19 protein-coding genes are annotated in these 18,737 nt (G+C 39.2%); 13 read left to right on the top strand and 6 right to left on the bottom strand.

The genetic code is table 11. The features are described from left to right. Nucleotides 1-151: 151 nt before the first annotated feature. From GI584_RS21215 to GI584_RS21205, 3 genes are all read left to right on the top strand, one after another. Nucleotides 152-928, top strand: a complete 777-nt coding sequence (locus GI584_RS21215; protein ID WP_153792539.1) for a TerC family protein — start codon at nucleotides 152-154, stop codon at nucleotides 926-928. Nucleotides 929-988: 60 nt separating this feature from the next. Continuing rightward, nucleotides 989-1,438 (top strand): OsmC family protein, encoded by a 450-nt coding sequence (locus GI584_RS21210; protein ID WP_153792538.1) that lies wholly within the window; start codon nucleotides 989-991, stop codon nucleotides 1,436-1,438. 243 nt (nucleotides 1,439-1,681) lie between these two features. Beyond that, entirely contained in the window at nucleotides 1,682-3,076 is a 1,395-nt protein-coding gene (locus tag GI584_RS21205; RefSeq protein ID WP_153792537.1) for an L-cystine transporter, read from the top strand. 111 nt (nucleotides 3,077-3,187) lie between these two features. Here GI584_RS21205 and GI584_RS21200 read toward each other — a convergent pair whose 3' ends face one another. Further along, nucleotides 3,188-6,232 carry an efflux RND transporter permease subunit gene (locus GI584_RS21200; protein ID WP_153792536.1) on the bottom strand — a complete coding sequence of 1,015 codons (3,045 nt, stop codon included), beginning with the start codon at nucleotides 6,230-6,232 and terminating at the stop codon, nucleotides 3,188-3,190. Nucleotides 6,233-6,360: 128 nt separating this feature from the next. Between GI584_RS21200 and GI584_RS21195 the strand changes: the two genes are divergently transcribed. Beyond that, nucleotides 6,361-7,593, top strand: a complete 1,233-nt coding sequence (locus GI584_RS21195) for an aminopeptidase (protein WP_153792535.1) — start codon at nucleotides 6,361-6,363, stop codon at nucleotides 7,591-7,593. 115 nt (nucleotides 7,594-7,708) lie between these two features. Beyond that, nucleotides 7,709-8,752 (top strand): acyltransferase family protein, encoded by a 1,044-nt coding sequence (locus GI584_RS21190; RefSeq protein WP_153792534.1) that lies wholly within the window; start codon nucleotides 7,709-7,711, stop codon nucleotides 8,750-8,752. Nucleotides 8,753-9,363: 611 nt separating this feature from the next. Here the strand turns inward: GI584_RS21190 and GI584_RS21185 are convergent. Continuing rightward, entirely contained in the window at nucleotides 9,364-10,218 is an 855-nt protein-coding gene (locus tag GI584_RS21185) for a fructosamine kinase family protein (RefSeq protein ID WP_153792533.1), read from the bottom strand. 116 nt (nucleotides 10,219-10,334) lie between these two features. Between GI584_RS21185 and GI584_RS21180 the strand changes: the two genes are divergently transcribed. The 4 genes from GI584_RS21180 to GI584_RS21165 all read left to right on the top strand — a co-directional run bounded on the left by GI584_RS21180 (nucleotide 10,335) and on the right by GI584_RS21165 (nucleotide 12,712). Continuing rightward, nucleotides 10,335-11,672, top strand: a complete 1,338-nt coding sequence (locus GI584_RS21180; RefSeq protein ID WP_100358908.1) for a sodium-dependent transporter — start codon at nucleotides 10,335-10,337, stop codon at nucleotides 11,670-11,672. A gap of 24 nt (nucleotides 11,673-11,696) precedes the next feature. Next, nucleotides 11,697-11,975 (top strand): YwdI family protein, encoded by a 279-nt coding sequence (locus tag GI584_RS21175; RefSeq protein WP_100358909.1) that lies wholly within the window; start codon nucleotides 11,697-11,699, stop codon nucleotides 11,973-11,975. A gap of 19 nt (nucleotides 11,976-11,994) precedes the next feature. Beyond that, nucleotides 11,995-12,363, top strand: a complete 369-nt coding sequence (locus tag GI584_RS21170) for a DUF423 domain-containing protein (protein WP_100358910.1) — start codon at nucleotides 11,995-11,997, stop codon at nucleotides 12,361-12,363. A gap of 67 nt (nucleotides 12,364-12,430) precedes the next feature. Beyond that, nucleotides 12,431-12,712, top strand: coding sequence for a DUF4190 domain-containing protein (locus GI584_RS21165; protein ID WP_228552302.1), 282 nt, complete (start codon nucleotides 12,431-12,433; stop codon nucleotides 12,710-12,712). Between the two features lie 22 nt (nucleotides 12,713-12,734). Here the strand turns inward: GI584_RS21165 and GI584_RS21160 are convergent, their stop codons facing one another. The 3 genes from GI584_RS21160 to hemQ form a co-directional block, all read right to left on the bottom strand. Beyond that, a complete protein-coding gene (locus tag GI584_RS21160; protein ID WP_100358912.1) occupies nucleotides 12,735-12,986 on the bottom strand; it encodes a hypothetical protein in 252 nt (83 codons plus the stop codon). Between the two features lie 63 nt (nucleotides 12,987-13,049). Then, complete coding sequence (gene gerQ / locus GI584_RS21155; protein ID WP_153792531.1) at nucleotides 13,050-13,559, bottom strand: spore coat protein GerQ; 510 nt, start codon at nucleotides 13,557-13,559, stop codon at nucleotides 13,050-13,052. A 204-nt stretch (nucleotides 13,560-13,763) separates the two neighbouring features. Beyond that, on the bottom strand, nucleotides 13,764-14,510 hold the full coding sequence (gene hemQ, locus GI584_RS21150; protein ID WP_153792530.1) for a hydrogen peroxide-dependent heme synthase: 747 nt from the start codon (nucleotides 14,508-14,510) through the stop codon (nucleotides 13,764-13,766). Between the two features lie 217 nt (nucleotides 14,511-14,727). Between hemQ and pta the strand changes: the two genes are divergently transcribed. From pta to menC, 4 genes are all read left to right on the top strand, one after another. Then, nucleotides 14,728-15,708 carry a phosphate acetyltransferase gene (pta, locus tag GI584_RS21145; RefSeq protein ID WP_153792529.1) on the top strand — a complete coding sequence of 327 codons (981 nt, stop codon included), beginning with the start codon at nucleotides 14,728-14,730 and terminating at the stop codon, nucleotides 15,706-15,708. Between the two features lie 48 nt (nucleotides 15,709-15,756). Next, nucleotides 15,757-16,251 carry an NERD domain-containing protein gene (locus GI584_RS24435; protein ID WP_153792528.1) on the top strand — a complete coding sequence of 165 codons (495 nt, stop codon included), beginning with the start codon at nucleotides 15,757-15,759 and terminating at the stop codon, nucleotides 16,249-16,251. Further along, complete coding sequence (locus GI584_RS21135; protein ID WP_153792527.1) at nucleotides 16,248-16,745, top strand: hypothetical protein; 498 nt, start codon at nucleotides 16,248-16,250, stop codon at nucleotides 16,743-16,745. Before GI584_RS24435 ends, GI584_RS21135 begins: the two co-directional genes overlap by 4 nt. A 97-nt stretch (nucleotides 16,746-16,842) precedes the next feature. Continuing rightward, nucleotides 16,843-17,907 carry an o-succinylbenzoate synthase gene (gene menC, locus GI584_RS21130; RefSeq protein WP_153793045.1) on the top strand — a complete coding sequence of 355 codons (1,065 nt, stop codon included), beginning with the start codon at nucleotides 16,843-16,845 and terminating at the stop codon, nucleotides 17,905-17,907. Here menC and GI584_RS21125 read toward each other — a convergent pair. Beyond that, nucleotides 17,900-18,721 (bottom strand): lipoate--protein ligase family protein, encoded by an 822-nt coding sequence (locus GI584_RS21125; protein ID WP_153792526.1) that lies wholly within the window; start codon nucleotides 18,719-18,721, stop codon nucleotides 17,900-17,902. The genes menC and GI584_RS21125 overlap by 8 nt on opposite strands. Between the last annotated feature and the right edge of the window lie 16 nt (nucleotides 18,722-18,737).

The raw sequence follows: 18,737 nt of genomic DNA, 5'->3' as shown, positions 1-18,737 counted from the left end.
AATGTCGTCATTTCGAGAGTAATCTCCGGCATTATTGGCAACTCAGGCGTTGTTAGCGAGACCTTTACCATCAGTGGTAAAGGTCTCGTTTTTTTGTGATCTTTACCACTGAAGGAGATCATATTTGTTTTTCTAAAGGAGATGGAGTAGGTTGGAATTACTGTTAGAGTACGGATGGGTTTTACTAGTTTTAATTGGTCTAGAAGGGATTTTAGCAGCAGATAATGCGCTTGTTTTAGCGATTATGGTCAAGCATTTACCGGATGACCAACGTAAAAAAGCACTATTTTATGGGTTAGCAGGTGCTTTTGTCTTAAGATTCGCTTCATTATTTATTATTTCGTTCCTTGTTGATGTATGGCAAGTACAGGCAATTGGAGCAGCTTATTTGCTATTTATCTCGATTAAGCATTTATATGACACATTTCGTAAGAAGAATAAGGGAGAAACAGGTGCAGAAGAACAGGCAGAAGAGGCGATGGAAAAAGGTGGAACTGGATTCTGGATGACCGTCTTAAAAGTTGAACTTGCTGACTTAGCATTTGCGGTGGATTCAATTTTAGCGGCCGTTGCATTAGCCGTTGCTTTACCTGCAACAGGTATCGGTACGGTCGGAAGCCTTGATACAGGCCAATTCCTAGTCGTCCTTGCTGGTGGGATGATTGGATTAATCATTATGCGTTTTGCAGCTAATGTATTTGTTAAATTATTGCATGAACGTCCAGGGTTGGAAGTCGCAGCATTTGTTATTGTCGGATGGGTTGGTATTAAATTGGTAGTAAGTGTATTAGCACATGAAGATGTGCACTTATTACCACACGATTTCGCACACTCTCTGGCATGGAAATTAACATTCTATCTTGTACTTGTTGGTATCGCAGTAGCTGGTTGGTTTCTCTCCAGTAAAAACGAAGAAGCAGAAGCGTAAACAGATCATTTTATCATCTGATTGGCCATTACTATAATGGGAAGAGAAAGGATGAATAAAATGGCAATACATCAATTTACGTTAAATGCCACGTGGCCTGGTGGTAGAAATGAAGTAGGACATATTGAAGCAGGCAATTTAAACACTAAAATTTCAATACCCCCAGAAATGGATGGTCCGGGGATTGGTACAAATCCAGACGAAATGCTATTAGGTGCTGCTGCTACCTGTTATGTAATTACAATGGCAGCAATGATTGAACGAGCACACCTTCCCCTCGAGCACATAGCGTTAAGCTCTGTAGGAGATGTCGATGTTACCAATGGTGTATTTACTTATAAACGAATCACCCACCGCCCTGTTGTGGTATTGAAAAAAGAAGCAACTGCAAAGCATTTACAACGATTAAAAGAAATCGTCAAACAAGCAGAGTCATCCTGTATGATCTCTCGAGCAATTCAAGGAAACGTCGAATTAGTGCTAGAAGAAGATATATCCATCGCCACATAACTTGTACTCCAAACGGGTACAAGTTTTTTAATAAGATCAGAACAAATATACTTCATACACATAATACATAACTGCGGATCTATGAATGCTAATGAGTAATGTTAGTGCCTGTGGTTTAAAGATTTGGTTAAACGGATTCAAAATGAAAATTACATGCACAAATCATAACTTTTGACATAATAAATAATTAAATGTACTATATTCAGAGTATTTATATCGGATTAATCAAAAGGAGGAAAAAAGATGGATACAGTTTTTATAATTATCAATATTGCCATTATGCTTTTATTTATTGGTATCTTAATCGGAATGCAGCGAAAATTTGTATCGTTCAGTAAACGAGTTTTCGCAGGTTTAGGTTTGGGTATTCTATTAGGTGCTTTTTTACAAATTGTCTATTCAGCAGATTCAGAAATCGTTACTGCGACAACAGATTGGTATAATATCGTTGGGCGAGGATATGTCCGTCTATTAATGATGATAGTTATTCCATTAGTAATGGTTTCTATTATTCAATCAATCATTAATTTAGAGAAATCATCTGAATTAGGAAAAATGTCAGCTTGGATCATTGGTATTCTTGTTTCTACCGCTATGGTAGCTGCGGTGGTTGGTGTAACAAGTTCATCTATCTTTAACTTAAATGCAGATCAAATAGAAATGGGTCAAGCTGAACAGGATCGAGCAGCGTCATTAGAGGAAACGTTAGGATCAGTTGAAGGAATGACGACCCCTCAAAAAATACTAGAATTTATTCCATCTAATATTTTCTTAGATATGACAGGAGAGCGTGCAACCTCTGTTATTGCTGTTGTTATCTTCTCTATTTTAATCGGAGTTGCCGTATTGGGTGTCAGAAGAAAACAACCGGAACAAGCAGAAAAATTTGTTGATATAGTCAACACTTTTTACACGGTGATTATGCGTATTGTAACTATCATTTTACGCTTAGCGCCATTTGGTATTTTAGGATTAATGGCAAATACAGTAGCACAGACAAATGTAGCAGGTATTATTGAACTTGGTAAATTTGTTGGTGCATCTTATGTAGCGTTGATTGCCATGTTTATTATTCACATGATTATTCTAGCTATATTTGGATTAAATCCATTAACCTATACACGTAAAGTATTGCCAGTATTAAGCTTTGCATTTACATCAAGATCAAGTGCAGGTACTATTCCGTTAACGATTCAAGTACAGAAGGAAAGCCTTGGTGTTCATAGTGGTACAGCCAATATGGCAGCATCATTTGGTGCAACCATTGGTCAAAACGGTTGTGCGGGGATTTATCCAGCGATGTTAGCGGTAATGATCGCACCGACTCAAGGAATCGATCCGTTATCACCAGGTTTCTTATTGCCACTGATCTTAATTATTGGTATTAGTTCATTCGGTGTTGCTGGTGTTGGTGGTGGTGCAACATTTGCTGCATTAATCGTGCTATCATCTATGAACTTACCAGTAGCATTAGCAGGTTTACTTATTACAGTAGAGCCTCTAATCGATATGGGACGTACAGCATTGAATGTAAATGACTCCATCTTATCTGGAACATTAACATCTAAAATAATGAAAAAACTAAACATAAAAAAATACAACGATAAAGAAGCAGTTAGCAAAGATATCGCTGTATAATTTATATGAACCCCCCTCTTGTGCTGTTACAAGAGGGGGTTTTGCTGTATTGTGGTACATAATCGCGCTGGGTTAACTAGCGATAGAATCTAGGCAAATCAGATAGGTGTACTATTTCTTATTTCTCATTCGTTCCATTGTTATATAAAAGGCTGGAAGTAATAATAATGTCAATGCTGTCGAGAAAATAATCCCAGACACAATCGATACGGCTAATGGTTGAAACAATACATCCCCCATAAAAATAATCGGTGTTAACGCGGCAATGGATGTCAATGTTGTTAAAATAATCGGTCGTAACCTTGCACGGCCTGCCGCAATAATGGCATCAACTGTATTACCGTCATAGCGCTGTTTATTGTGTTCAATAAATTCAATAATTAAGATCGAGTTTCGAACGACGATCCCTGATAAGGACACAATACCGAGTACTGCTAGGAAGCTAAGTGGCTCACCACTGACAAATAAGCCAACAACCGCACCTGTCACGGCTAAAAATACAGTACTAGTAATTAAAACAGGTGTCAATAAAGAATTAAACTGAACAGCTAGAGTTATATAGATAAGGAATAACACAATCACAAACAACTTAGCGACCTCTACAAAGAATTCTGTCTCAGCACTTGCTTCTCCATCTTCAATCAAAGCATAATGGTCACCTAATTCGGCAAGTTCTGTATCCATCGCTTCGATCACCTCTGCTGTTTCGGAAGCAAAATTACCTTCACCAGAATCATATGCAGCAATCATAAGGCTTCTCTTTCCATTTTCATGCGTGATCGCAGCCATTTGTTCTTCTGTATGAACAGATACAAACTCATCATAGGTGTAAATCTCCGGCATACCTTCTTCCGTAGTGACGACAGCATTCAAGGCACTTAAGTCTATAGCATTTTCTGCTCCCTCATCTAACACTAATTCCATGCTTAACCTGTCATTTTCGCTATTTATTTCAGACAGTGGTATACCAGCATTTGCAAATTGAAGAGTGTTTTTAACTTGATTAATTGGAATACCATTTTCAGCCAAGAAATCGCGGTCAATCTCATAGGTTTTTACTGGTTGGCTAGTTCCTGCATTCACTGTTGCTATATCAACAGAATCGAGTTCATTTAATTTATCTTTTAATACAGTCGATTTTTCCAGCAACACTTCCAAATCTCTTCCTTGTATTTTTAATTCAATCGTTGGAGATAGCGGTGGACCTGATACGATTGTTTCTAAGAAAATTTCGCCATCAGGAAACTTCTCTCGTATTCCTTCTTGATAATTTTCGATAAAATCACTGGCAGATGTTTGATCACGGTCAACACGAACAACTATTTGACCGGTATTTTCAGCAGACCTAGTCAAACTGGAATTGAAGATATTAGGTAGGCCACCTCCAGTATAGCGAACTGTTTCATGGATATGTTCGGCATTGCCATGTAGATAGTTTTCTATTTCTGCTAATGTTTGATCTGTTTCTTCTATCGGTGTACCTTCATTTAGCGTTAAGGATAGTGTTACTTCTTGACGGTCTGCAGCAGGGAAGAATTCAAAGGGTACTTTTATAACTAATAACAGTAATAAAATACAAATGATCACCCCACTAATAACTGTAAGCCATGGTTTTTTGATAGTTTTTGGTAAAACTTTAGTAGCATATTGATCTTCAAGCCAACGGAAAAGGTTTGTTAAAAATCCGATATGGCGCTTTTTGGTGCGGTATAACTTTAATTGTCTTGTATATTGAATGGTTGGGATGACTGTCAAGGCTATTAATGTAGATGCAATAATAGTCCCCATCAAGGCGATCGGTAAAGCGCGAATAAATTCTCCATTACTACCGGATAAAAAAGTCAAAGGGAAGAAACTGAACACGATTAATAAAGTGGATGTCACAATCGAGACACCGACTTCTTTCACCCCTTTTTTTACTCCTTCAAGTGGTGGGTCTCCTAATTGATAACGCCGCATAATATTATCATTCACAACGATCGCATCATCGACTAATATACCTATCGCTACAATAATACCGATGATCGAAATTTGGTTAAAGTCTACTCCTGTATATGGTAAAGGAATGAAGCCGATAATAATCGAAATCGGAAGAGCGAATGCCACTAAAATAGCAGAAGATAATGGTAATCCTAGAATCATAATGACAATGACAGCAAGTAAAGATATCGCAAAAGAGATTAATAAATTCGTATACACCTCATCAATGACTGTGCTTTGTGAGTAGAATTGTTCTACGGAAACATCAGCCGGTAAATCCTCTTTTAATTCTATTATTTTTTCATCAATTTGAGCCTGTAGACTTGAAATATTAACAGCATTTTCTGCAAAAATCGTTACTGATAATGCGGCTTGTTTATGATGTGTAATCAAATCCTTTACTATTTCGTTTTCTACTGAAATAGTAGCAAGATCAGTTAAATACATATCTTCTGTTATGTAAATGTCTGCTAACTGTGATATGTCATCGATAGAGTCTATATTTAATAAAATATTCTGATCTTGATTTTGTTCGGTTCCTAATGCACTTGGGCTTAACTCATTTTGAATGGCTTCAATCACTTGATGAGGTTGAATCCGATTCTCTGATAACAATTCTTGATCCAATGAAATAACAACTTTCTGATCTGGTAATCCTTTAACGGAAACAGAAGCAACTCCCTTTATTTCGCTTAAGCTAGATTTCCAATCCTCTAGTTGTTCACGAGTAGAAAACAGATGATCACGGTCTCTACTCAGTAAATGGTAGGTAGCAACACTTGAGCTAGCAAGATCTGTTGTTACATCCGGTGACATTGCTTCATCTGGAAAGTTTCTCTGAGCATCCTGCACATACTGCCGTATCGTGGAATAGACTGAGTCCGTGTTTGCGTTATCATCTAATGTAATCGTTAGGGTAGAAAAACCATTCGTGGAAGCAGATGTCACTTGATCAACACCATCAATGTCAAGTATTTCCTCTTCAATAGGATTTGTAATAACCTGTTCGACTACTTCCGGACTTGCCCCAGGGTAAGCTGTTGAGATCGAAGCAATATTTTGTTCGATTTCTGGTATATCACGCTTTGGCGTTTGTAAATATGTAAAAACACCAGTAATAATAAATAATAAAACGAAAATCCAAACTATTTTTCGATATTTTATTAATGTTTCCAATCACTTCACCCCACTATGTTTATATTGTATACAATAGAATAAATGAAAACAATAAAGGTTTGCATTTGCATTTTTAAATCGTTCAGGTAGCATATTATTATAGACCATATTTTGGAGGATGATGAAAAATGCAGGAATTACTAAGAAAATATGCAAAATTAGCATTACATACAGGTGTCAATTTACAAGAAGGTCAAGGATTATTGGTTCAGGCACCGATTGAAGCGATTGAATTTGTCCGAATCGTTGTGAAGCAAGCATACGAATTAGGAGCAAAAAATGTCCATGTCGAATGGAAAGATGATGCACTAACTTATTTAAAAATGAAGCATGCATCAATGGAAGTATTGGAGAATTTTCCAGAATGGCGTAAGGATGCTTTGGTGGGTATGGTAAAAGACGGCTATGCTCTATTAAATATTTATGGTGAAAACCCTGATCTCTTGCAAGGTATCGAGGGTAAACGGATGGCTGCGGTAACGAAAGCAAGTTCTACCGCTTTAAAAGAATATCGTGATTACATGATGAACGATCGAGCACGCTGGTCAATCGTTGGTTATCCCACAACAGACTGGGCTCAAAAAATATATCCAGACTTAGATGCAGAAGAAGCGAAAGGGAAGCTATGGCAGGAAATTTTCCGTATTGCACGTGTTGATCAAGATGATCCGATCGAAGCGTGGAAACAACATAATCAATTATTACGAAATGCTCGTGAATATTTAAATGAAAAAAACTATGCAAAGCTTCATTTTCAAGCAGCAGGAACAGATTTAACGATTGAATTACCGGAAGGACATATTTGGCATGGAGGGGCAGCGAAAGCAACAGATGGAGTTACGTTTAACCCGAATATGCCGACAGAAGAAGTGTTTTCTATGCCTCATAAATACGGAGTCAATGGCCATGTTACAAGTACAAAACCACTCAGCTTCCAAGGGCAGTTAATCGAGAACTTCACATTGACTTTTAAGGATGGTAAGGTAGTTGATTACACATGTGAGAAAGGGGAAGAAGTGCTCAAACAGTTGTTAGAAGCAGATGAGGATGGCGCGTCCCGTTTAGGTGAAGTCGCTTTAGTACCACATGAATCTCCAGTTTCTCAAGCAGGGATTATTTTCTTTAATACATTGTTTGACGAAAATGCATCTTGCCATATTGCATTAGGAAAAGCATATCCAACAAATATAGAAGGCGGATCTGATATGAAAGAGAAGGAAATGGATCAAAATGGTGTCAATGACAGTATTGTCCATGAAGACTTTATGATTGGCTCTGCAGATATGGATATTGATGGTATTACAAAAGACGGGGAAAAAGAAGAGATTTTCCGTAATGGCACATGGGCTATTTCGTTCTAAAATTTCAAAAACATAACAACGCATTTACAAATTGTTAACAATAAACGGAATTACTTTTTGTTCTTCCTTATAGAGGGTAATATGGAGTAAAACCATAAAAAGGGAGAATAAAAGGATGCGACGAGAAGCTTATTTTGACAATGCCAAACTCTTATTTATATTTTTAGTTGTGTTTGGTCACTTAATTCAGCCTTTAAAGCCAAATATTCAATTAGTCGATGTAATTTATCAATGGATTTATATTTTTCACATGCCTGTCTTTATTTTAGTAAGTGGTTTTTTTGCCAAGGGGGCAAGTGATAAAGGATACTTGTTGAAATTAGCTAAGCGAATCTTACTCCCGTACTTCTTATTCCAACTGTTTTATTCTATCTATTTTTTAGGGATTGGTAAAAATAGTTGGGATACAACGCTGTATGACCCACATTGGGGATTATGGTTCTTGTTGAGCTTATTCAGCTGGCACATATTATTGATTGGATATAAAAAACTGAAACCTGTTTATGGCATACCACTGGCTTTTGCCATTGGTGTTTTGGTTGGTTATTTACCATTTATCGGCCCATCATTTAGTTTATCGAGAACACTTGTCTTTTTTCCGTTTTTCTTAATTGGTTACTGGCTGTCCAAGGAACGATTATTTAGTTGGCAGACAGTCAATAAAAAGGCAGTAGCGATCGGCATTTTAATTGCGGTATTTGTCGTGAGTTATGTGACACCTACAATTCCAGCTCAGTGGTTATTTGGTTCACATTCATATCAAGGGTTGGATGCGGCAGTTAGCGGTGGTTTGATGCGTTCTATGTTATATATAGTAGCAATGTTAATGGTCTTTTCGGTGTTACTTTTAATCCCGAATAAACACTATTCTTTTACACCTCTAGGAAAAAATACGATGTATGTCTATTTATTGCATGGTGTTATTATTCAATACGGACGTCAAGCGAACTTACTGGCAGTAGATCAAAATTTTGATACGTTAGGTCTCGCTGTCATCGCAGCTGCAATCGTTTGGTTCTTAGCTTCCAAGTGGGTTGTAACCTTCACCCAACCAATCGTCGAAGGGAAAACGGATCACATAATGAAATGGTGGAAAGAAAAGAAAAACAAACAACAATCACCGGATAAAGTCTATCAATATCAAGAAAAGTCATCATAAGATGGCTTTTCTTTTGTTTTGTAGGGAAGAGCGGTTGAACGTAGTCTAGAGTTGAGACACAACGGTCATTTTATAAAAAGATGCACAAAATCCATAAACTGCGAAGTAATTGTCATGTGGATTTGCTTTCTTCCATTCTTTCTGTAGAGAGTGTTATGTCACCGCTTCGGCAGAATACTGCGCTTTCCGTGGGCTCGGCTTCAGCTAACTTTGTGAAGGAAAGCACTTCACAAAGTGGATCTTCAGCTCTCGCTGTCCTACAGGAGTCTCCGTATTCTGCCTACGCTAATTTTAGTGTCCTGATTATCGTTGAATAGAACTTAGGGAACTATATTCATTGGATTTCCTGTCATTTAATTAGAACACAAATCTAAGCTGCGGAAAAAATGCGAGACTCCTGTGGGAATGGAACAGTCTGAAGACCCCGCAGGAAGCGGTCTTGGCTTCCGAGGAGGCTGAAGCGTTCCCCACGGAAAGCGAGTATTTTTTCCGCAGCGTCGAGTTAGCACTCAACTATAAACAGAATAGAAGAAAGCTACGTCAAGAAAAAACTTCATTGGATTGGTTCACAGTTTGTATCTATTACGAATTAGATAAGCGGGTGCTCTTTTTCAATAACGTGCAAGTATTCGATCGACACTTCCGCCATACCCTTCTCCGAAGATATTCAAATGGACCAGCAAATAGAATAACTGATAAATCGGTTTCACATCCTGATAATAATCCTCTAGCGGAAACGCAGCCTGATAACTCTGATAAAAATCAGCCGGGAAACCACCAAACAGCTCCGTGAATGCAATCTCAAATAAATGATCGCCATAAACAACAGACGGATCAATTAGATATGGTTCCCCATCTTTACCAGCTAGCCAATTTCCACCCCATAAATCACCATGTAGCAACGACACACGGGGAGTTTTCGGTATGTATTGATCTAGATTGGCTAATAAAGATTCCATACGCTCGCGTCTTTTGCCACTCATTCTTCCTTTTTCAATCGCAAGCTTCATTTGTGGACGGAGGCGCTTCTCTCTGTAATAATCCACCCAATTGTCATACCATACATTTTGCTGAGTCAATTCCCCAACAAATGTGGCCTGATCTAACCCATAATTGGAACCAGCTTCTGCTGAATGTAAGGCGGCTAAATTTTCCCCTAACACACGACCGGTGGAGGCATTTTTACTACCTTCCAACCATTCCATTATTAAAACAATTTCTTCATCATCTTTAGCGATGTCATAATGATATACTTCTGGTACAGCAATGGTATTGGTCGCACGAATTCGTTCTAACCCATCCGCTTCTATTTTAAAAAAATCGGCAGGTACGTGTTGATTGGTTTTGATAAAATAATGGTTTTCAGCTGTTTGGACATAATAAGCTTGATTAATATCACCACCAGCTACAGGCTGGACAAGCTGAACGGGGGAATGATCCCCGATTAACCGTAAGGTTTTGTGCATAACGCTCCCTCCTTGTAACACTAGTATATCATCTGAAAATCAAGGTAGAAAAGCGAGATTCTATCGTGTACAATAGGAAAGAATTTATTTATAGGTAGTAGAGGTGAAAATAATATATGCAACGAGAAAATTGGGCATCAAGGTTAGGATTTATGTTAGCTGCAATGGGTTCTGCTGTTGGATTGGGTAATATTTGGCGGTTCTCTTATGTGGCTGGTGAAAATGGTGGGGGAGCATTTCTAATTTTATATATTTTAAGTGTGTTAGTTATCGGTATTCCATTATTATTAGTAGAAGTGAGTATCGGGCGGAAGGCGCAAAGAGATATTGTCGGATCATATAAAAAACTAGCACCGAAACAGCCATGGTTTATGGTTGGTTATTTAGGTGTTGCGAGTGCCTTTCTCATCCTTAGCTTTTACAGTGTAGTAGCTGGCTGGGCACTGTATTACTGGTGGAGATATGTAACAGGTGCGATGTCGGAGATGCCGGAGATAGGGTTTGGTGGATCCTTTGAGGCATTCATTTCACAGGATTATGCACCATTATTCTGGCATGCCCTTTTCATGGGGATTACCATGTTAATTGTCTTAGTAGGTGTTAAAAAAGGAATCGAGCTTGCCAATAAAATATTAATGCCTATTTTAGCATTAATGATGATTGCGTTGGCTATTTATAGTATAACGTTACCAGGCGCTGCTGATGGACTTGCGTTCCTCTTTCAGCCGGACTGGTCGGTATTAGATGATCCTTCTGTATATATTGCAGCATTAGGACAAGCTTTCTTTTCGTTGAGTTTAGGTGTTGGTACGATGATGACATACGGAAGTTATTTAACGAAACAGCACCAGTTACCAGGCGCGACCGTGGGAATTGGTGTGATGGATACCTTATTTGCGATTATTTCAGGTATTGTGATTTTTCCAGCTGTATTTGCCTTTGGCATTAACCCTAGTTCTGGACCGCCACTTGTTTTCATCACGTTACCGGAAATCTTTTATCAAATGAACTTCGGTGATATCATTGGTTTGATATTCTTTACGGCATTAAGCTTAGCCGCTATTTCCTCTTCGATTTCATTGCTGGAAGTACCGGTTGCATATCTGATGCGTGCGGCAAATATGTCAAGAAAATTCGCATCACTTATCGTCGGCATCGTCATATTTGCATCTGGTGTCACGGTTTCCTTAGGAATGGGAAAATGGAGCGAAATTACCTTAATTGGTGATCGAAACATTTTAGATTCAATGGACTTTCTTTCGTCTAATGTTTTCTTACCAATAGGTGGACTAACGATGGCAGTATTTGTCGGTTGGTATTTTACCAAACATGAAGCATTGGAAGCATCGGATTTAACCAATAATCCAATTGGTCAGCTCTGGTATGTACTAGTGAAATTTATCGCGCCGATCTTAATCATTATCATTTTCTTAAATTCGCTTGGAATTGTATAATAACGGGAGAGGGGATGAGCGATTATGGCGATTACCAATCAGCAGATTTTGCGAAAGATAATAGCGGAATGTGAACAAGCACTGCAAAATGAAACGAAAGTAAGAGAGCATGCAAAAGCAGTACAATCTTTAACAGATTTATTATTAGATCAAGATAATAGTACACCGGCTCGATCTACAAGCACGATCAAAGACTTAGAGTGGCAGAAAATGGTCGGACAACCTGCGCCAAAACCATCGATAAAACAAGAGAAAAAGGTGGAAGACGACGGTGCTAATGGAGATTCACTACTTGACTTTTAAATAGGGAGTGGGGAAATAGATGAAAATCTTTTTATTATTAGGTATTCTGAATGGTTTTCTTGCCGTTGCATTAGGCGCTTTTGGTGCACATGGTTTAGAGGGAAAATTATCAGAAAAGATGCTTGCTACATGGGAAAAAGCGGTACAATATCAAATGTTCCATACAGTTGCCTTACTTGCGACAGGGTTATTAATGCCTAAAATTTCAGCAGGTAGTATGGCGTCAGCAGGCTGGTTTTTCTTCGCAGGAATTCTTTTATTCTCTGGCAGTCTTTACATCTATTCGACGACGCAGATCAAAACATTTGCGATGATTACACCAATTGGTGGTCTAGCGTTTTTAATTGGATGGGTGCTGTTAGGCTATGCAGTAATCAAGTATATATAATAAATCATGACCCTTTGCTATAATCAAAGGGTCATTGTTTTGGGAAATGTTGGAAGGGGTGATGGTATTGCATCAGGAACCACAACGAGTTATTGTGGAACAACAGGAAGGGAACGGGCTTGCAATCGCGGGGTTAGTGTTAGGAATTATCGGTGTTGTCTTAAATATTATTCCTTTCATACCGTATATTCTGGGTGTTCTCGCTATTATCTTTGGTATTGTCGGTTTAAACAAACCTGTTAAAAGAGGGGTGGCTAAAGCCTCGCTTACATTAGGCATCGTAACGATAGTATTAAAGCTTCTCTTTTGGATTGGTGTAATCCTTCTAGGTATGGCAGGAAATGTGTAAAAGTGTGGAACTCCACACTTTTTTACATATAAAGAATAGTAAGCACCATAATCCCAATGATGCCAATACCCCGTAACACAAATTGTGAAAAGAAAAACGAATGCCCCTTTTTCCACTCTTTCCAAGCTTCGATAAATAGATTAATACTTAAGCAGGCTAATGCAATCATCCCTAACAAAGTCGATCCATTGCGCCATGCCAGAATAACGAATACTAGTGTTATGCTAAAACAAGCGACCGATATTTCATCGATTGTAGCTTTTTTGTTTACCATATTTACCTCCATAAGAAAAGACACAAGCATTTACTTGTGTCTGAGCTGTTGAAGTTTGTCTTTTTAGCGTGGCGGATAGGATACTGTCCCTGGAGTTTGATTATATGGGTATTCATAATTAATTTCTTCATCAAACGTAATATAATCTAAGTACACCATTAATAATACATAACGTTTACCAGTCTCCGTATCACTTAAAATAATGTGATCACGACCCGCTGCTTCAATAAGTCCTTTAAATACCTTTGCATTCCAGCGGTCATTGTTTTCAAACGTCATGTATACAGTAGCCTTTTTCCCTTTGTTTAATCTTAGGATATTTTCGATATAAGATTCTTCTGCTGGAAGCATTCCAGGTACATCTGAAACGGAAGGTTGTTGCTGTTGTCCATTTTGCGCCATCTGTCCCATCTGTCCCATCTGTCCCAATTGTCCCAGTTGGTCCATTCGGGGCATTTGTCCATACGGATATTGATATCCTCCATAGCCGCTTTGTACACCATAATAGCTTTGTGGAGTGTATGGTTGCATGTTCACAGGCTGTTGTTGGCTCTGGTTTTGATTTTGACTCATCGATAAGACTCCTTTCTGTAATCGGAAATTTGCTCGTGCTTTTTTTCCGCATTCCTACTAGCCATCTATATGCAATTTGTTTAGTAAACATGCATAAAGAAATACTTGCTTATCGACAAGTACTGTCTAAAGCCTTCATTTTCTTATACAATCAACATCTAAATTAATAGTATAAAAAAACACACGGGATTTATCCCGTGAGTTTTAGACAGCTAAATAAGCTGGAATATCATCTGTTTTTAATAGGTTGCCGACATAGAAGGGTCCGAACTCTCCATATCGTGCACTTACAACGTCAAAGCGCATTTCATAGACGATCTTTTTGAGTTGCAGTACGTCTTTTGCAAATAAGGTAACACTCCATTCCCAATCATCAAAGCCCATGGAGCCAGTAATAATTTGTTTGATCTCACCAGCATATTTTCTTCCAGTCAAACTATGCTCATACATTAATTGACGACGTTCATCCATTGGAAGCATATACCAGTTATCATTACCTTCACGACGCTTGTCCATCGGGTAGAAGCAAATATGGTCCCATTCTGGCAGCTTCGGCTTCAATCGTGCACGGACCCCCGGGTTGTCTTCTGGGTTGTCCTGTGGTTTTGACATATATTTCGATAGTTCCACAACCGATACATAGGAATAACTTGGAGTTGTGAACTCGGCAAATTTAGATTTATTGAAACGTAATTCGATTTCTTCTAATTCTTTCATTGTCGGGCGGAGTATCATTAAAATAATATCTGCCTTTTGTCCCATTAACGAGTAAAAGGCATGACTGCCATCACGTGCTTCTGAGACCTCTTCCCATTCGCGAAGCATCGTCTTTATTTCATCAACCGCTTGTCTGCGCTCTTCTTCTGATGCCTTTTTCCATTTTGCCCAATCTATTTTTCGTAAATCATGTAAACAATACCAACCATCCATTGTTTCTACTGCTTCCGGCATCTTGATTCACTCCTTCTGAAATCATTCTTTCGTTTTAATATAACATATTTGGGGAAAAATACTTATTGAAACGCTATGTATAAAGCCTAATATTTTACAAAAAAATGAACAATTTAAAATTTTTTTATAATGAAACGCATTCATATAGGTTGATACTTTCATTATTACACGAAAAGGCGTATCATATAATACAGATAATAATTTGGAGGGTTAAAAGATGAGCGATCTATTTGCGGATATTAAAGGTAGATTAGAAGGTAATACTAGAAAAATCGTGTTTCCTGAAGGATTGGATGAACGAATATTAACAGCGGCCAGCCAATTAAAAAAAGACGGATTAGTAGAACCTGTATTAGTCGGATTACAAGAAAAAATAGAACAGAGAGCAAAGGAATTAAGTGTAGATTTGGATGGAGTGGAAATTTTAGATCCAAGCACTTACGTTGAATTTGACGAAATGGTTACGTCTTTCGTGGAACGTCGTAAAGGTAAAGCAACAGAAGAAGATGCACGTAACATGTTATTGGATGAAAATTATTTTGGCACGATGCTTGTATACATGGGCAAAGCAGATGGTTTAGTAAGTGGTGCTGCCCACTCCACAGCAGATACTGTACGTCCGGCATTACAAATTATTAAGACAAAAGAAGGCATCAAAAAAACCTCCGGCGTCTTTATTATGGTTCGTGATGATGAGAAATATGTGTTTGCCGACTGTGCGATTAATATCGCACCAGACAGTCAAGATTTAGCAGAAATTGCAGTTGGCAGTGCTGACACCGCAAAGCTTTTTAATATAGACCCTCGTGTAGCAATGCTTAGCTTCTCAACAAAAGGCTCAGCAAAGTCAGAAGAGACAGAGAAAGTTGCTGAGGCAGTAAACATTGCTAGAGAGAAAGCACCAGAACTTACATTAGACGGTGAATTCCAATTTGATGCAGCATTCGTTCCTTCCGTGGCAGAGAAAAAAGCGCCAGGATCTGTGCTAAAAGGTGACGCAAATGTATTTGTATTCCCTGGCCTGGAAGCAGGTAACATTGGCTACAAAATCGCCCAACGTTTAGGTGGTTTTGACGCAGTAGGCCCAATCCTGCAAGGTCTTAATCAACCGGTAAATGACCTATCACGTGGCTGTAGCAGTGACGATGCCTACAAATTAGCACTAATCACCGCAGCACAAGCATTAGATGCACAGTAGATTTCTACTGTGCTTTTTGCTATATTAAGGGGAGAAAGGAGAATAGATATGATACCCCAAACCCCCATTTTATCGCAACAATATCGGGCACTCCTAGAACTCCTTCCAGAACAACATCTTGAGTACCCCAACATTATCAACCATTTCCGGCGGCAAGACGCTGGGCAAGCAGGAGAAGACAGCCTCACATTCTTCCTCGATCAAGCACAGGTACCATCTCTAACATGTATCAAAAGGTTACGACTCGAACACCACAGCTCTTTCCAACTCGATTGGCTCGTTCTCGGATTAGGATTCCGTATTATTTTCGAAGTGAAAAGTCACACAGGAGAGATCTACTTTGATGCGAAATCCCATCAATTGACACGTATAATAGACTGCATCAAAGAGGGTTTTGACGAGTCGATCGCCAATATGCTAATTTACGATCCTTTTTCACCGCTCACAACATCATCCAATTACCTACTTATCGCTTCGCTGTCTTTGTCAATCCTAACGCTATCCTCCGCTTACATGATTACACAGAATATAAACGTATATTGACATCTCAAAGAGTTCCATCCATCCTAGAAAATTTAGCTGAAAAGCACCCCCCTATCATTTCCGAAGAAGCTAATCAACAAATCGAACAATTTTTAGTTAATAATCATTGTGAGCGTGGGATTTCGATACTAGAAAAACACGCCATTTTGTGGGATGATTTACACAAAGGATTACCATGCCCTTCTTGTAACAAGCGGCCAATGAAAAGAGAGCGAATGCGATGGCAATGTGCCTACTGTGGGATGAGAAGCACAGATGCACATCATAAATTGTTATATCAAATCGCATTATTATCGAATAATAGAGTGACAAAACAGTTAGCACAAGACATGTTTCAACTTCCATCATCAGAAGCAACTCGAAAATTAATTTTTAGAGCGGGATTCATAAAATTTGGAGTAAAAAAAGGCGTTTACTATTCGCATCCTGATATACTAGCCGTAACGAAAAATAGAAGTGGCCATAAAAGTAAGAATAGTGGCCATAAAACATAAAAAAGTGGCCATAAAAATCGAAGAAGTGGCCATAAAAGTAAGAATAGTGACCATAAAAAAGGAGCCACGCAAATTGATCGTATTCGAAAAATTAATTATGCATCGTTTAAAGATGCCGCTTAAGTTTCCATTTACTAATAGCATCACTACCATCAAGAAAAAGGACATCATCATCACCGAGCTACATGATAAGGATGGATTCATAGGCTATGGGGAGTCGGTAGCATTTGATGCACCATGGTACACAGAGGAAACGACACATACGGTGGAGTATATAATTGAACACCATCTCTGGCCGCTTATCAAAGCGCAGCAGATCAGCCATCCGGCAGAGCTCAAAATCAACAACATTCGTAGAAATCATATGGCAAAGACAGCTATCGAAGGAGCGGTATGGGATCTTTTTGCAAAGCGCAAACAACAACCGCTCTACCAAGCTATCGGAGGAACCACCAACAAAATACCAGTAGGAGCTGCAATCGGACTGCAATCCAGCGACCAGCAGCTGATTGAAAAAATCGAACAAGCACTTCAACAAGGCTATAAACGGATCAAATTAAAAATCAAACCAGAAAACGACCTACACACTTTAGAAAAGGTACGCAGTCATTTTCCGACAACACCAATGATGATTGATGCCAATTCTGCCTATACAATCAACGACATTGAACATCTTAAAAGAATGGATCAGTACCATTTAATGATGATCGAACAGCCGCTGGCATCGGACGATTTCACTGATCACGCCAAGCTCCAGCAACAGCTCAAAACACCGATATGCCTTGATGAAAGCATTCATACCTTAGCAGATGTCCAAACAGCAATCGCGCTCCAAAGTTGTAAAATTATCAGCATTAAATTAGCAAAAGTCGGCGGATTCACCAATGCGATCCAGATACACGACTATTGCCAGCAGCACAACATCCCGGTCTGGTGTGGAGGGATGCTGGAAGCAGGTGTGGGGCGTGCCCAATCACTGGCATTAGCAACACTACCCAACTTTACCTTGCCAGCAGACCCAGGAGCTTCAAACCGCTATTGGCACCAGGACATTATCACCCCGGAAGTAGAGGTCAACAACGGTTATGTCACATTACCGCAACAGCCAGGCATCGGCTACCAAGTCAAGCTGCCATCAACGGATCAAAAAGTGCTCACTTAAGTGCTTTTTGATTCCGTTCAATCATTTGTGTCATCCTTTTTTCAAAAATGGCTAACTCATCACCAGCTAAGTCCGTATATTCGACATCGCCTAATAACCGCAACACACGATCGATACTTTCCTCGACAGTTAACTCCACACCAACCAACTCTGACAATGACCTCATCGTGTCTGGCTCCACTTCCGGATACGCAAACCGCTCATCATCTATCGAACGCCCTTCACGATAAAAATCACGAACTAACTCAGCACGAGCCGCTCCACTGCCGCGCACACAAATATAAATCTGCACTGCGATCCCCTTTTTGACTCGGCGTTGTGAAATACCCGCAAACTTCTTCCCACCAATACTCAAATCATATTCACCAGGACAATACGATCCAACCACCTCAAACGCCTCAATTCCATCGGTGAGATCCGCATACATATCCTGCACAAAAGCCGTCATCAGCTCATACCCAGAATGAATCCCCATCTCCGCCAAATCCGGCACCACAAACGAAAAATTCAAGACTTCACGATCCAGCACCACGGCAAGACCACCCGAATTCCGAACGACAACATCAAACCCTTTTTCCTGTAAAAAAACGACAGCATCGTCCACAGCTGGTAATCGACTATCGATAATGCCAAGAACAACCGTGTTGTCATGGACCCAGAACCGACACGCAACCTCGTTCCTGCTTCGCCCTACCGATTCACACAACGTATCATCGACCGCAAATGATGCCATGGCTGTCCCGAGCGTATCGGGATCACTATGATCAATAACTCTTATTTTTTTATCACTAAAAAATTGCTTCCAATCTTTCATTATTATCCTCCAAACC

The organism is Gracilibacillus salitolerans (assembly GCF_009650095.1).
GTDB classification, from domain to species: Bacteria; Bacillota; Bacilli; order Bacillales; family Amphibacillaceae; genus Gracilibacillus; species Gracilibacillus salitolerans.
The sequence above is the reverse complement of the archived record's forward strand: the minus strand, read 5'-3'. Positions and strand labels throughout refer to the sequence as shown.